Genomic DNA, 15181 nt, shown 5'->3' on the forward strand with positions numbered 1-15181 from the left:
CTACACGGATGCCGCGACCATTAACGTCCGCTGTGCGGGAGCCCGCTACAAGACCCCGGCCGCCACCAGCGAACGCGGCGCCCATGGGAACGGGTTCCTCTGCCCGAGGGGACTCACGCCCTCGGTCCTGAGCGGGACCATGTCCCGATGCTCGACGGACGGGCGGAGATCCGAGTCCGGCGGCGCACCTTCGGCGTTGAACAGCTCGTCACCGTCGCCCTGGTGAATGCGGCCCGCCACGAACAGGCGCTCGGTACTGCTTCTCGTCGCCGCGTCTTTCCTTGGGCTTGGCTCGGCCTCCGCTGCGGCTTCGCCGCCTGGCTCCCTCTGGTTTGACAGCCCGGCCACCGCATCCTTCACTGTCCAGGGCGGCCGCTTCGTCGACGGGCTCGGCCGCGAGTTCGTCTTCCGCGGATGCAACGTCTCCGGCGAGAACAAGCTTGAGGAGAACGGCGGGCTGCCCTTCGCCTCTGTCGTCGACGCCGAGAAGTCAGCGACCGCCCTGCGTGCTCTCGGTGGCGGGAACGAGGTGCGCCTTCTGCTGTCGTGGGCGGCCCGCCGAACCGGTACGCGGACAGGTCGACCATGCCTATCTGGCAGCGGTCGCCGCGCAGATGCGGGCCTTCCTCCGGGCCGGCATCCGGGTGTACCCGGACAGCCCCAACGCGACGGCTGTCGTCGGTTTCGTCGCCACAAGCCGCCTTGTGCGTGGTGTGTACGGTACAGCTAAATCGTTCGGATGTTCGAGCCTGTAAGCTCGGTCTTTGATCCCGAAGTCGGTGAGACTGTCGAAGTAGACTGGTGAATACTCAGTCAATCGATCCGTCGGGGGCTTTGCCGGACGAGGGGCGGCAGGTGTCGGGTTCGGGAGTGCAGATGACGCAGCGTGACGAGCAGGTTTTGGTGACTCTCGCCGAGATCGCCCGGTTCGCGGGCGTGGGACGCGCCGCCGTCAGTAACTGGCGGCGACGCTTCGACGACTTTCCCGCTCCCGTCGCGGGAAGTGATGCCAGCCCGCAGTTCGCGCTCGACGCTGTCGAGGAGTGGCTGGTCGATCACGGCAAACTGCGCTCGTCCAGCGGCGCCCTCGACCGGCTATGGCCCCATATCGAATCGCTCGGTGACCGCGACCGGATGGGCCTGGTGATCGCCGAAGTGGGTCTGAGGCTCGCCTCCCCCGCGGTGCCACCGTCGTGGCCGGATCAGGTAGCCGAGATGTCGCACGACGAACTCCGTCTGGTGGACGAGGCGGTGCAGTCCCGGCTGCCAGCCAACGGAGCCGAGGCTTTCCGCTATTTGCTGGAACGTTGGCTGAGCACCCACGTTCGGCAGATCACCCCGACACCGGCGCCACTCGCGGATCTCATGACGGCTTTGGCCGAAGAGGTTCGCGGGTCGGGCTCACTACGGACCGTGACGGATCCGGCCTGTGGTACTGGCAGCCTGCTGTTGGCCGCAGCCCGGAACTGGCGTGGTCGAGAGCCGGTGCGGCTCACCGGTGTCGACATTGATCCCGTTCTCGGACGGCTGGCGACAGCTCGGCTGGCCCTGGCCGAGGGACCCGTTGAGTACGAGGTAACGACAGCCGACACTCTGCGTCATGATCCTGGCGCAGGGATGCGAGCGGATGTCGTTCTGTGTAATCCGCCCACGAATGAACGGGACTGGGGTCATGCCGAGCTGGCCACAGACCGACGGTGGATTTTCGGCCACCCCCCACGCACCGAGCCCGAACTGGCTTGGGTGCAGCACATCGTGACCGGGCTGGCGGAGGAAGGCGTCGCGGTCGTGTTGCTGCCGCCCGCCGTCGCCTCACGGCGGGCGGGCCGAAGGATCCGGGCTGGGCTGTTGCGTGCCGGATCCTTGCAAGCGGTGGTCGCGCTGCCGCCGGGCGCCGCGCCCCCGTACGGCGTCGGACTGCATTTGTGGGTGCTCCGCGCGCCGGGTGCACGTTCCGGTGGGGAGAATGTCGCGCTGGTCGATGCGTCGGACTGTCGTCACACTCCGACAGAGGGCGGCACGCAGGTTGTGGACTGGGATGCCGTGCGCACACGGGTGTTCGCCTCGCTGCGGGGCGATGCCCCACCCGGTGCCGTGAACGTACCCGTGGTGGATCTGCTTGGTGAGGAGACGGATCTCACCCCTGCCCGTCATGTGCCGGCCGCGGTCGCCGCCTCCGCAATCGAACTGACACGGTCCTGGGCCCGGTTCGACAACGCACTGTTGGCCGTCCACGACGCCGGGAACAGCCTGCGCTCCCTTGCCTCGGTGTATGAGTCACAGCCGCGAGTGGCGGTGACCGTAGGGGAACTGGAAGCCGCCGACGCCGTCACGCTGACACCAGGGGGAGTCCTGCCGGAAGGGGCGCTGCGGCGTGGGCCACGTCCTGGCGGCGGGGTACCAGTTCTCATGGCTGCTCACTTGGGGCAGGGGCAGGGGGAGGAGTGGTGGTTGGCGACGGACGACATGGAGCGAGGGGAGCGAGAACGGGAACTGACCGTTACCGCCTTCGGTGACGTCGTGGTGGTCGCTACATTCGCCGAGTTCGACGCCTGGGTGGAGACCTCGGCACCGACCGTGCTTGGTCCCCATCTGCACCGACTCCGGGTTGACTCGGAACGTTTGGATCCCTGGTTCCTGGCTGCGTGTCTACGGGTGCGATTCAATGCACGCCAGGCTGGCACGCACGCGTCGGTCTCCTCACGAGTTGATGTCCGGCGGCTACGGGCGCTGCGGTTGCCGATCGCCGAGCAGCAGCGGTACGGGGCAATCCACCGCCAGCTGGTCGAGTTCGAGCGGGCCGCAGCGGAACTGGCGTCGGTGGAAGGCGTGTTGAGTGGCTCCCTGGCCGAGCTGCTGGCGGTCGGGCAGCTCGGCGCGGGGTGACAGCCAGGATTTACTGACCCTTGGGAGCAGTTTCAGGGATCAGCTCAACGGCAGTCCGTGCAGGAGTTCTTCGACCGCCGCGTGATAACCCCACTCGGCGAACTCTTCGCCCGACTCTCGTGCGCGCTCGACGACGCGGAGTGGCGGCCGAGGCAGCAGACTGCGCAATTCCAGCAAGGCGGTTTTCCACGCCGGAAAGGCACGAGCAGTGCTGTCCTCCTCCGGGATCAGGCACTCCGCCGCTCCGATCCGTGCCTCCAGCAGGCGGGCCTGCTCCGGGGTCCCCTGCTCTGCGCCGTCGAGGTCGCGTACCAGCGTCCGGTACCGCGCTCCCGCCCCCGGCCAGTCTCCGGTATGCCGAAGCCGGTCCGCGCACAGCAGGCGTGCGCGCAGCACATCGGGGTCACAGGCACCCCAGGAGTTCCGGGCCGTATGGAGCCTCGCGTCGAGCTGATGCGCCATCGGGCCCGGATCGCCTTGCGTCAATTCCCCTTCGGCCTCGTCCATCAGCGTACGGAACGCCTGACGACCAGGAGTACCTACGCCCCGGCGGCGGACGACGGGCCTGCGGCGCCGCACGCTGCCGGTAACCGGGAACGGCGTGTCCGCCGGGGCGCCTTGGCCGGCGCGGAAGGGCAGGGTGGGGTCGGGGTCGAGTGCCGGGTGCGGTGCGGGGTCGCCGGGCGACGGTAGGAAAGAGGCCAACGCCTCGGCGGCCTCGCCTGCGGAGGGCCGCAGCCCAGGGTCCTTGGCCAGCATTCGCTCCACCAGGTCGGCGAGACCGGAGGGAAGCCCCGGAATGCGAGCGTCTAGTCGGGGTGGAGGCGCGCCGCAGTGTTGCTGCTCGATGATGTGCTCGGATGCGCCGACGAACACGTTTTCCCCTGCGACGAAGCGGAATACGGTGCAGCCGACTCCGTAGATGTCGGCAGCCCCGGTGGGATTGCGCTCCCCGAGGATGATCTCGGGAGCCTTGTAGCCGAGGCTGCCGGGGGTGCGGCCCTCGGTGTGCCGGGTGGCGTTGGGGTCGTCCGGCAGCGCGATGCCGAAGTCGACCAGATGCACCTCGCCGTCCTCGGCCAGGATCACGTTCTGCGGCTTGATGTCGCGGTGGACCACTCCCGCCGCGTGCACTCGGTCGAGGATCCGCAGCAGTTGGACGGCGATCGACGCGGTGGCGGCGAGCGTTGGCCTGTGCGACTCAAGGAAGTCGCGGAGGTTCTTGCCATCGATGAACTTAGTGACGAGGTACGGGCGTCCGCCGAGGAAGTCGTAGGCGACGAGGCCCGGAATGCCCTGTCCCCCCAGCCGTTCGTGCATCTGGCGTTCACGCTCGAAGCGTTTGAGCTCGTTGGGGCTCAGCCGCCCCTGGCGGTCGGCCTGGCCCGGGTCCGAGTCGCGGGGCGGACGGACCAGGAACTTCACCGCGGCTATCCGGCCGGTCGTCAGATCCATGGCGCGGTAGACGGTTCCCATACCGCCACTCCTTGGCGCATGCGTGATCTCGAATCTTCCGGCGAACACCTGTCCGGACTCCAAAGTTCTGCCCCTCCCGCACCTCTCCGTCATCGGACGCGCACAGCGTACTGGCAGCGCCCCGATTGTGTTTACGTCGCTTGACTATGTACACACTCGCCTCCATGCTGGAGCAGGCCTGCCCGGCCGAGCTGCAAGGAGACGTGGTTCGTGAGTGCGTTTCAGAAGCTGCCCCACGTGGACGGTGACGACAGATTGGTCCGGATCGGTCCGCCGCTGCTGCGCCAGGAGCCGGATGCATGCCCCGTCGGCCGAGCGCTGCGCGCCAGGCCGCTGCTCGTGCAGCAGCCGGCCCGCAGCAGACGTAAGCCGGTCGAGGACTTCTCTTCCGCCCCCTGGGGTCGATTCCTTGACGCCGTGGAACATGACGGCATGACGCTCGCCGATGCCGTTGCGGATCCGCGGAACAGGCGACGCTGCGTCGACGCCCATGTGCGGTGGGCCGCGGAGGCCGCCTCCACGTATCTCGCCGTCCGGAGGCGGGAGCAGAGTGTGTGCGCCGCGGCCGGCCACCCCGCGACCCGCCCCGTGCGCCAGCAGTGGGTCGGAACAGACCGGCTGCGCGAACCGGACGGCCGTGGTGCCGACACCTACGAGCGCACAGCATGGGGGCGCCAGTACGCCAGCGAGGACGGCAGTCTCCGGGAGATCTGGATTCCGTCGATCGACACCGTCAAGCGGGACCGGCCGCTGCCGGAGATCGCGGCCGTCGCCTACGTTGCCGCCACCGGTGTCCCGGCCGACCTGCCTTACGGGCAGCATGCACGGCTGGTCACGTCCCCGGCTGCCTTGCCCCGCCGGGTCCGGGTCGTCGGTGTGGGACTCGGCGACGGAAGTACGCATGTACTGGCCGACTGGGACGCTGCTGAGGCCAGAGAGCAATTCGGTGAACACGCGAAGGTGTTGATGGCTCGCGCCGCCGACGGCCGCGAAACCCGCCCTGGACAGGACTGCGCACGCTGCGAGGCACTCAGCGGCTGTTCGGACGTTCCGCGAGCTCCCGGCCTGCTGGGTGTGTCCGCCCCGGTCCGCCCGCGCAAACGGCGCAGCGTGTCGGTGTCCGACCTGCGGGCCTACCGGGACTGCCCGGCCCGCTATCACCTCACCCGCGTACTGAAGCTCCGGAACGGCCGGACCGAGAACGCGGCGATCCGAACAGGGCGGGCGGTCGACGCGTGGCTCAACGAGCGCCACGCCGCGGAGCCTCGCACCTCGTGTCGATACGCCCCACTTCCCGCGACACTGCCCGGTCTCTCCGCAGAAGAGCTGCCCGTCGCCCTGGCCATGATCCGCCGTCACAGGGGCCGCTGCCCGCTCGACGGCCTGGCGGTGGAGGAGACAGTCGAGCCGCAGCGGCGGCTGGCGGTCTATGACCCCCAGAGTGACGTCGTCGTCATCGCCGACTGCGACCTCGTGTACACCGACCGGGGCGGCACGGTCATCCGCGAGACGAAGACGGCATCCCGTCGTTTCGGTGAACGGCAGGAACTCGTCCGCACATACCCGCAACTCGCCCTCGCCGTCCTCTTCATGGCATCCGGCGCGCTCGGTGGCGATCCGCGTCGCTCACGGATCGAACTGGAGATCCTGCGCGAGGACGGCGCACGGCTGGAGGAAGTCGACCCGTTCGACACCACCACCCTCGACCAGTCCCGTCACGTCATCAGCGAACTCGCCGCCCGCTGGGCGGCCGACGAGACCTACGCCACCGAGCCCGCAGACGGCTTCGACTGCGGCGACTGCGAGGCACGCCGCTGGTGTACCGCCGCACGGAGCCTGCCGGGTGAGGGTGCCCCTCGTATCACTGGGGAGGTACTGCGATGACCTCCGACGAACGAGGTGCCGTGCCGTCCCCTTCGGGGGAATGGGCCGCCCACGACGGTGCCCCCTTGCTGCGGACCCTCGCCCGCGCCCTCATCGTCCTGGAGGCCAGGACCGGCCTGGACTCCTTCACCCTGCCATACCCGCCCGAGGCGCAGCGGGCCCTGGACCGTACGGTGCTCGCCTGCCTGCTTGCCGGAGAGCCGCCACCGGCCGGACTTACCGAACTCGTCGACCGATGCCGCACGGTGCCGCTAACCGAGTGGCCGCTCACCCTGCCGCCCGAGGCGATCGGACCCGAGGACCGGCTGCTGGACGAACAATCGGGACGTCCTACCGAGCTGTGCCATGAATGGGCCTGGCGCAGCCCGGACACTGCCGCGGAGTTCCGCGACCGGCAGATCGTGCGCGCCGCGCTGCGGCTGTGCCGGGAATACGGTGACGAGGAGGCGTACACCGCTTTCCGCGGGCTGCTGGTGCGTCGGCCGGTCCTCACCACAGCCGAGATGTACGAGGTGACCGGAGATCTGGTCCTCGAGCCTGTCAGAGGGCTGATCCGGCAGATCTACCGACCGGTGCCCGATTCCTACCTGTTCGAGGACGCATACACGGTGTGCGGGCGCTGCCTTACCCTTCTCGCCCCCTCGGAGGACGGCGACTGGTGGTGCGAGCGAGACCGCTGCCGCCGTCGGGGGCCCGCGCCGGTGGGGCGCCGCATCGACCGCGAGACGGCAGGGGAGGTGTGCCAGCTCGAGCGCCCGCTGCGGCAGTTCGTCACCGGGCCCGGACGCGCCGAGGCAGACCTGGAGAGGGAACTGCTGGCCCTCGGCCTCGATGTGCGCATGTGGCCCGGCTACGACGCGTACGACCTGCTCGTGGTCTTCCCGGACGGGCACCGGTGGGCGGTCGACATGAAGGACTGGGCGCACCCCGTCTTCCTCGGCCGCTCGGCCAGGCCCGTGCCGCACGACCCGCCGTACGACGAGGCGTTCTGGGCCGTGCCCGAGCACCGTGTGCGCACCCGCCCCGGCTATGTCACCGCCTTCGAGCGCGCCCGCCCCGCGGACGCCCGTGGCCTGCCCCTGCTGACGGACACCGAACTTGTCGCACGGGCCCGCGCTCGACTGCGCACACGGAAAGGAGCATTCGACGGTGCGTGACCGGGAGAGCTGGCACAGGCCGGTGAGCCGTGAACTGGCACGGGTCTGGGACGGGTTGCCGCCGGAGCTGGACGGGGTGAAGCCTGCCCAGATGTGCCAGGTCGAACTGGCCCTGCGCCTCATGCAGCGTCTCGCACCCGACGAGCCGGCCGAGGGCGCCTACACCCTCTTCGGCGGCTACCCGTTCGCCACGGCGGCCGGGCTGGCCCGCACCAGCGAGCACGAGACGATGATCGCCGCCGCCCGCCATTTGCTGTGGACACTCCGTCGCGGCCGCGCCTGGGAACAGGCGCTCGACACCTACCGCCGAGTCCCGGAGCGGCTTCGCGCCTACGAGGTGCCGCCGGCCGGGTCGGGCGAGCCGCCGCATCCGTTGGTGCCGACGGTCGCCGCCGGCCGGCTTGCCGCCTACGACGACGCGCTTGCCGCGCTGCCCGACTTCGCGCGCCGCTCGCTGCCGCTTGCCCCGGCAGGGCGCAGTAACTTCCGTGAGCGGCGCCGCACGACGTCCGTCACCATCCCCGAGCAGCTGGTTTTTGACCGCCCGCAGGGCCACGACCTCGCGGCTGCGCGCCCCGGGGCCTCGGCACCGCTGACCGTGACGCGCGCCGAACTGGACGACACCGCACAGTGGATGGACGACATGGAGCGGGAGACCGGCGTCGAACGGCCCGGTCGCTGGGGCGCGCGCCTGGCCGAGCTGAGGATCGCGCCGCGTGACGCCGACGGCCGCGGTTTCACCGACGGCGACGCGCTCCGTCTCGACGGACTGCTGCATCTCGTCGGTATGGTCGGCGCGGGCAAGAGCACGCTCATGACGCTGGTCGCGGTCTGGGCGGCACGTAAACGGCTGCGCACCACCCTCGTGGTGGGCGACGTGGCTGAGCAACTGCGGCTGTGCGAGTTGTTCACCCTGCTGGACCTGCCCGCCGTACCTGTGCTCGGCCCGACCGCCCGGCAGACCCATGTGGAGCGCTTGCACCGCCGGCTCGCCTCGCGCGGCCTCGACAACCTTCTCGACCACGATGCATACGGGTTCGACGAGCTGAGCACCGTGTGCGTGGTGGACGCCTTGCGCGGCACGGAGGCGGTCGAGCCCTTGCGCTACGCGGACGCGCCCTGCAGCGCCCTGCACCCCGAGAAGGGCAAGGAATCGGTGGCGCCGCCCGAGGAAGGGCTGCCAGGAGTATGGGATCCGGCCACGCAGGAACGGAGGAAGCCGCGGCCCGACCAGGAGAACGAGTTGAAGGGAACTCCGCACGGCTGCCCCGTCTGGTCCGAGTGCCCCCGCCACCGCGCCGCACGTGACCAGGTCGACGCCCTGATCTGGGTCGCCAACCCGGCAAGCCTCGTACAGAGCGCCGTCCCCGCCCAGCTCAACGACGAACGGCTGCGCCAGCTCGAACTCGCCTGCACCCGCAGTGACATCGTCTTCGTCGACGAGGCCGATGCCGTCCAGATGAGACTCGATGAACTGTTCGCCCCTTCCGCGACCCTCGTACAGCCCGACATCGAGTCCTGGCTGGACCAGGTCCACACCCACAAGATCGAGGAGCTGTCCAGACATGGGCGACTCCCGCTGACCGACCGCGACGTGGAGCAGTGGAATGCGGCCCTCGCGGTGGTCACCGTCGCGACCGACCGGCTGTACCGCATGCTGATCAGCGACGAGGAGTTGTGCGAATGGGTGGACACCGAGTACTTCAGCCCCTGGGCGCTTCAGGAGAAGCTCATCGCCGACTGGTTCGGAGACCTTCCCGGCCCGGACGCCTACCGGCCCGCGGGGAGCGGCGCCCTCGACGGCGTCGCGGACGAGCGTGACCTGTACGAGGGATACGAGGACGACGAGGACCCCGAACCGGAGACCCTCGTCCAGGAGGATCCACGCCGCGCCGAACTGACGCGGATCCTGGATGCCTTCCGTGACGACCCCCTCGGCGGTCGTGGCCCGTACGGCACCCTCACCGACACCATGGTCGAGACGGTTCACGACCTGCTGCACACCCAGTCACTGACCCGCAGCCGGGCTCGCGTGGCCGCGCTGCTGTCCCGTCTGCTCGACGACGTCCGCGGCCTGCCGGGCCGCGGCGAGACCAAGTGGTTCGACGAGACCTGCCGCAGGTTGGAATTCACGCTGCTGCTGTCCGCCCTGCACCAGCGCCTGGAACGGCTCACCTTCCTGTGGCCCCAGGTGGAGGCGGCGTTGCGCCTTGACACTCAGGGCAGGGAACTCGCCCGTCGGGCCCCCCTTGACTACGCCCCGCTCATCCCCGAAGCGCCGATGGGCAACGTTCTGGGCTTCCAGTACCTGCGCGACGAGCGGCAGCGCGACGCGGAGGAGCGAACCAGCGGCACCCTCCGCTTCTTCCGCTGCGCCGGCGTCGGCCGCGAACTGCTTCTGTCCCTCGCCTCCCTGGGGGCCGACCCGGCGGCGGGCCGACCCGGTCCGCACGTGGTCCTGATGTCCGGCACGAGCTGGGCCGGCACATCGACCCGCGCCCATGTCCTGGCGCCCGTGGGCGCCGTTCTGAAGCCTTCCCAGAGGTCTCTGGACGCCGTCGGCCGCACCACCTTCAGCACCCACTTCCTCTACGACGAAGACGACGGCAAGCCGATGTTCCTGTCCGGCACACCCCCAAGGACCCGCATCGACCAGGCCCGCGCCATGGCCGCACGACTCGGCCGTCCCGGCCCGGGGGGTGCCGCCTGCCCCATCGACCTGGAACTCGCCAAGGTCTCCGACGATCAGCGCAAACGCGCCATTCTTCTGGTGGGCAGCTACAAGGAGGCGTACGCGGTCGCCGACATCCTGCACAGCGAGGACCGCTGGCACGACCGGGTTCGCGTGTTGGTACCCGATGCCGCCGACGTCGACATGTCTCTCGATGGCACAGATATGACACACGGCACGACCCTGCGGCGCGGCGACCTCGCCATGTTCGCGGACGACCCAGCTGCCGAGGTGCTTGTCGCGCCGCTCATGGCGGTGGAACGCGGTCACAACATCCTCAACGCCCAGTCCACCGCGGCCTTCGGCACTGCCCTGTTCCTCGCCCGGCCGCACCCCCGGCCCGACGACCTCACCCTGGCCATCTACGCAGTCAACGACTGGGTGTGCCGGTTCGTGCGGGACCAGCCGCGAGACGACGACCGCAAGGGCCCGGCCACCTTCAGCGAACTGGTCGCCCAGGCGCACAGCCTCGACCAGGCTGGCCGCCGCCTGCGCACCGAGGGTCGCCAGGAGTGGCGGCGCCTGCTGAAGCGCCGCTACATCTATTCCGGCCTGCCCCGATGGGAGAAGCAGGCCTTCGCATGGGACCAGCTGGTCACCATGTGGCAGGTCATCGGCCGTCTCGTACGCGGCGGCGTGCCCGCCCGGGTGGTCTTCGTCGACGCCGCTTTCGCTCCGCGGCTCGCCCGCGCTCTCGCCCCCGCGGCCACCAGTACGGACTTGCCCGCCACCGATGGCCTGCTCAAGGCGCTGGGAACTGCACTCGCCCCGTACTTCGCACCGGATCCGGATCCGTCCGCGTTCCCCGATCCCGCCGATCCCGTGGTGGCCCGGCTTCTCTACGAGCCGTTCCACGACGCTCTGCGCACCCTCGACCATCACGTACGCCGCTGACCACTCCCGGAGTGTCCCGCCATGCCCGCTGCGTCCTATCGTCATGTCCAGACCGCGTCCTGGGTCCCCGTGGACCGGGATGCCGGCGTCACCTCCCGCTACCGAGTTCTGCCCTTCCCCGAGGAATGGCGCGACGCGGTCCTCACTCTCTGCAATGCGGGCCTCGGCCCGGATTCCGAGCCCTGGCGTACCGTGCCGACCCGCCGTCTGGAGCAGGTCCTGCAGGCATTCGCCCCTGATGTTCTGGTCATGCCCCGCCCGTTCCACGACCGGGGTGACGCGCGGGCCCGCTGGCTGTACGTCGCCGAGGACGTCCCCGACCCTCTGCCGCCGCAGGTCCTGACCCCCCTGCTGAACCGCTGGCTCGGTGGACTGCGCCCCGAGCCCGAGCACAGGGAACTCCTTCGGAGCGTCCGCACCCAGCTCACGGAGAACCCGCCCGCATGGGAGCCGGCGCAGCGAGAGCTCCTCGCGTGCGGGACGACCCGAGGCGGCACCGCGGCCCCTGAGGCCCACCAGTTCACCCTCACCACGGACTGGCTGGCCCGCCGGATCCTCGCGCTCGGCCCCTACCCGTACGACTCCGGTGCCCTGCGCTTCCGGGCGATGCCGCGCGGCCCCAAGGACAAGGGAGCCGAGCTCGTCTCGCAGCCGCTCCGGTACGAACCCGGGAAGCCGGCGGGCACCTGGTGGTTCTCCGTTGTCCTCAACATCACCCTGCACACCGTGCCGTTCGACCCGCTGCCCCGTTTCCATCTGCACTGGTCGATCCGCCGCTGGGCGACCCGCGTCGGCGGCAGGTCGAGCCGGGTGCACGTACCGTACGGCACCCGGACGACCGTTCTGCTGCGCCCGAGCGTGCCCGTGCTCCCCGGTGTCCCCTTGAGCGAGCGGTTCGCGGTCGCCCAGCTGGAGCGGCGCTGGGACAAGGAGAGCGGGGCCTTCACCGAAGGCTGGGCGTACGGCGGCCCCGCGAGGCTCCTCGCGGATGTCGCCCTGGGAGAGCCGTTCCCCGACGCGGACGCGATCCTCACCGACCCCGAGGGCTGGCTGCGGCGCGACGCGCGGGCCGCGATCGTGTACCGCACCGCCATGGGCTCCCACGCGGTGAAGGCCGGGCTGATGCCGCACCAGTGCTCGCAGCTCACCGCCTGGGCGGAGCAGGCCCTCCCCGAGGAGCTGCGCCCCGCGCCCCGGCTCACGCACACCGCGCTCGCCGGAACGAGGCCGCTCAACGCCCCGCCCACGAGCGTGAAGAAGGACGAGAAGGAGCAGGAGGAGGCGCGGCGGACCGCCGAGCGCAGGGCCGCCGTCGCCTACGCGATCGCCGCTTTCGGAAACGCATCGGACGACACTCCCGTCTTGGAGGCCCGTCTGATGTGGCAGAACTCCGAGATGCGTGACACGGCCGTGGCCGCACTTGTCGAGCGTCTCGGCCTCAAGGGCGACGGCGGCATGCACAGCGAGGACGCCTACCGGGGGGCGACTCCTGCCGCCCCGGTCGTCCTGGAGTGGCAGGCACCTGAGCTCACCGTGCGGCTGCGCTGCTACCGGCCCGTCCGAACCGGCACCGAAGGAGCCGCGGCACTGACGGACGGCCTGGAGCTTCCCGAGGGTGCGCGCCGCACCCGCGACCTCGTCGCGGCCGCCGAGCACCTGCGTCGCACGGAGACCGCCGAGTGGCTGAGGCAGGACCGCATCGGGGGTGTGCCCGCGCTGGCGCTGGTGGAGATCGACCGGCCCGACGACTTCACGACCCGCGATCACGATCCCAAGTTCGCCGTCCGGCTGGGCTGCGCGGACGCGGGGTTCGTGACCCAGTTCATGGCCGTCCCCAAGAAGGTCAAGGGCTACAACACGGTGGGCAACCAGCAGCACCGTGCCCTGATGGCCTGGGACGACGGCCTGCGTCAGCTGGGAGCCCGCGTCCACCCCGAGCACGGCCTCGATCAGGGCGTGCCCGAGGGCATGAGGTATGCCGCGGTGTGGATGGTCCGCAAGAACCCCACCACCCGTACCCGTTGGGCCGCCGACGTCCCGGTGGCGGTGCTGGTCACTCCGGACGCCAAGGGCAGCGGCCTGGCCAGGGTTCAAGGCTGGGACCCGGACGCGGACGACGGAGCCGGTGCATGGGTGTCGTATCCCGAGATGCTCCTCAAGCTGACACGGCTGGCCGAGGTCGGTCCCGTGATCCCGGCCCCGCGCGGACCTGAGGCTGCGCAGCAGCCCGGGGGGAAGCCGCGCAGCTGGCGTGCGGACCGTGAGGAGCAGCGACGCCGGGCCGAGGAGTGGCTGCAGAACGTACGGGCCTCACTGCGCCGGGAGCCGACGCTGCTCATGGTGGACGCGCAGAACGCCCGCTCCCACTGGACGTGGCTCCAGGACGGCCGTACGGAACCCGACCGCATCCGCGACGGCCACGCCGAGCCGCGCCGCCTCGACGCCGATCTGCGGCTGCTGAGGGTGCGCTCGTCCAGGAATCGGGAGACCCCCCAGTGGTGGGGCGTCAATCCCAAGGAGGGGCCCAACGGGATGCCTTCCCACCTGTGGACGCCCGCGGATGACTGCTCGGGCCGGGTCTTCTACTCCACCACGCCCAAGCCGGTGCAGTTCAAGAGTTCGGCCGTCGAGGCCGACAAGCTGGCCCCGCGCCCGATCCGCATGGGTCCTCGCAAAGGTCAGCCGACCATTGACACCGGGGAGGTCGGCTGGATGCCGGCGCTCCTCGAAATCGCCGTCCTCGGCTGCCATCAGGAGGACGGCGACGATCCGCAGGCACTCGCTCTCAACGCGCACCTGCTGCGTCAGCCGCCGGACTATCCCGAGGCCCTCGCCCTGCCCCTGCCGCTCCACCTGGCCGGCCTCGGCCAGCAGTACGTCCTACCGACGCGTACTGAGCACTCCACGCCCGACGGCGAGGAGCAGCCGCCCGGCGAGCTGCGCGACAGCGGGGACCCGGCTGCCGATCCCGACCCGTCCGAGGAGGCCGCGCCCGGGATCGAGGAGGAGCCGGACACACAGGAGGGCCAGCTGACGCTCTTCGAAGGCTGACTTCCCGCACCTGCTTCGGTCCGCGTGAGCTGTGCTTGCGAGCCTGGTTGACTTGTCACGCGCGGGCTGCCGACGGCGGAACCTCCGCCCGGCGGTCCGCGCACCGGCACACCGATCGCTTGGGCGCACCGAAGAGGGATGTGGACGTGGAGCAGTTCGCTCCGGGCAAGGTCCTACGTGGCCGCTACCGGCTGGGCAGAATTCTGGGCAGGGGAGGGATGGGACACGTCTGGCAGGGGATGGACGTGTATCTGGAGCGTCCCGTTGCGGTGAAGACCATCGCCGCGGATCTGCTGTCCCTGCCCGACCGACGCCGAAACGCCCTTGCACGCTTCGAGAGAGAGGCCAAGGCCGCCGCTCGACTCGACCACGCCAACATCACCACCGTGTACGACGCGGCCGTCACCGAGGATGTCTGCTGCCTGGTGATGCAGCTCGTCGACGGTACGACCCTCGACAACGTCATCGACGGCAGCGACGGCGAGCGCCTGCCTGTGCCGGCCGCGGCCTCGGTCGCCGCACAGCTCTGCTCGGGCCTGTCCGCCGCCCATGCCGCGGGCCTCGTCCACCGGGACCTCAAGCCGCAGAACGTCATGGTCCGCACCGACGGCCTGGTGAAGATCCTGGACTTCGGACTGGTCACGGTTCTGTCCGACGCCGACCCGCGGCTCACGATGACGGGCGAGACGCTCGGCAATCTGGCCTACGCCTCGCCTGAGCTCCTGGCCGGAGAGAACCCGTTGGACGGCCGCAGCGACCTGTATGCGCTGGGATGCCTGCTGCACTACATGCTCACCGGCCACCGCCCGTTCCGCAGTCAGCGCCCGGCCCAGCTCGTGACCCAGCACCTCACCGAGGTCCCCCCGCAGTTGAGCGAGTACGGCGTACACACCTCCGCCTCCCTGCAGGAGCTCGTGAACGCTCTGCTCGCCAAGCGCCCCGAAGACCGCCCGAGCAGTGCGGCCGAGGTGTACGCGGCACTCGTGCCGCACGTGCCCGCTCCCGATCCGGGCTTCGCGGTCCGCAGGATGCCGCCGGAGGACCCCCGGCGGCCGTTCCTCGTACCTCAGGGGCCGGTCATGCCGTGACGGCACCGACTGGC

8 protein-coding genes and 1 pseudogene are annotated in these 15181 nt (G+C 70.2%); 8 read left to right on the forward strand and 1 reads right to left on the reverse strand.

Annotated features, from left to right (window positions below):
* The first annotated feature begins 147 nt into the window (after nt 1-147).
* The 3 genes and pseudogenes from ABT078_RS27515 to ABT078_RS27525 all read left to right on the forward strand — a co-directional run bounded on the left by ABT078_RS27515 (nt 148) and on the right by ABT078_RS27525 (nt 2886).
* On the forward strand, nt 148-336 hold the full coding sequence (locus ABT078_RS27515) for a hypothetical protein (RefSeq protein ID WP_351232282.1): 189 nt from the start codon (nt 148-150) through the stop codon (nt 334-336).
* Nucleotides 257-656: pseudogene (locus ABT078_RS27520) on the forward strand (endoglycosylceramidase); the annotation flags it as partial. The gene ABT078_RS27515 and the pseudogene ABT078_RS27520, both read left to right, overlap by 80 nt.
* Before the next feature lie 220 nt (nt 657-876).
* A complete protein-coding gene (locus ABT078_RS27525) occupies nt 877-2886 on the forward strand; it encodes an N-6 DNA methylase (protein ID WP_351232237.1) in 2010 nt (669 codons plus the stop codon).
* 39 nt (nt 2887-2925) lie between these two features.
* Here ABT078_RS27525 and ABT078_RS27530 read toward each other — a convergent pair whose 3' ends face one another.
* Nucleotides 2926-4425 carry a serine/threonine-protein kinase gene (locus tag ABT078_RS27530; RefSeq protein ID WP_351232239.1) on the reverse strand — a complete coding sequence of 500 codons (1500 nt, stop codon included), beginning with the start codon at nt 4423-4425 and terminating at the stop codon, nt 2926-2928.
* 147 nt (nt 4426-4572) lie between these two features.
* Between ABT078_RS27530 and ABT078_RS27535 the strand changes: the two genes are divergently transcribed.
* The 5 genes from ABT078_RS27535 (at nt 4573) to ABT078_RS27555 (ending at nt 15167) form a co-directional block, all read left to right on the forward strand.
* Entirely contained in the window at nt 4573-6246 is a 1674-nt protein-coding gene (locus tag ABT078_RS27535) for a PD-(D/E)XK nuclease family protein (protein WP_351232241.1), read from the forward strand.
* Entirely contained in the window at nt 6243-7403 is a 1161-nt protein-coding gene (locus ABT078_RS27540) for a pPIWI_RE_Y domain-containing protein (protein ID WP_351232243.1), read from the forward strand. The genes ABT078_RS27535 and ABT078_RS27540 overlap by 4 nt, the downstream gene beginning before the upstream one ends.
* Nucleotides 7396-11028 (forward strand): pPIWI_RE_Z domain-containing protein, encoded by a 3633-nt coding sequence (locus ABT078_RS27545; protein ID WP_351232245.1) that lies wholly within the window; start codon nt 7396-7398, stop codon nt 11026-11028. The genes ABT078_RS27540 and ABT078_RS27545 overlap by 8 nt, the downstream gene beginning before the upstream one ends.
* 21 nt (nt 11029-11049) lie before the next feature.
* Nucleotides 11050-14079 (forward strand): pPIWI_RE module domain-containing protein, encoded by a 3030-nt coding sequence (locus tag ABT078_RS27550; protein ID WP_351232247.1) that lies wholly within the window; start codon nt 11050-11052, stop codon nt 14077-14079.
* 146 nt (nt 14080-14225) lie between these two features.
* Nucleotides 14226-15167 (forward strand): serine/threonine-protein kinase, encoded by a 942-nt coding sequence (locus ABT078_RS27555; protein ID WP_351232249.1) that lies wholly within the window; start codon nt 14226-14228, stop codon nt 15165-15167.
* Nucleotides 15168-15181: the final 14 nt, after the last annotated feature.

The organism is Streptomyces sp. NPDC002133 (genome assembly GCF_040296405.1).
In the GTDB taxonomy this organism is placed as follows: domain Bacteria; phylum Actinomycetota; class Actinomycetes; order Streptomycetales; family Streptomycetaceae; genus Streptomyces.

Coding starts and splice junctions, on each gene's coding strand:
- ABT078_RS27515 (WP_351232282.1), top strand. CDS start 148: ATGCTCGACGGACGGGCGGAGATCCGAGTCCGGCGGCGCACCTTCGGC.
- ABT078_RS27525 (WP_351232237.1), top strand. CDS start 877: ATGACGCAGCGTGACGAGCAGGTTTTGGTGACTCTCGCCGAGATCGCC.
- ABT078_RS27540 (WP_351232243.1), top strand. CDS start 6,243: ATGACCTCCGACGAACGAGGTGCCGTGCCGTCCCCTTCGGGGGAATGG.
- ABT078_RS27550 (WP_351232247.1), top strand. CDS start 11,050: ATGCCCGCTGCGTCCTATCGTCATGTCCAGACCGCGTCCTGGGTCCCC.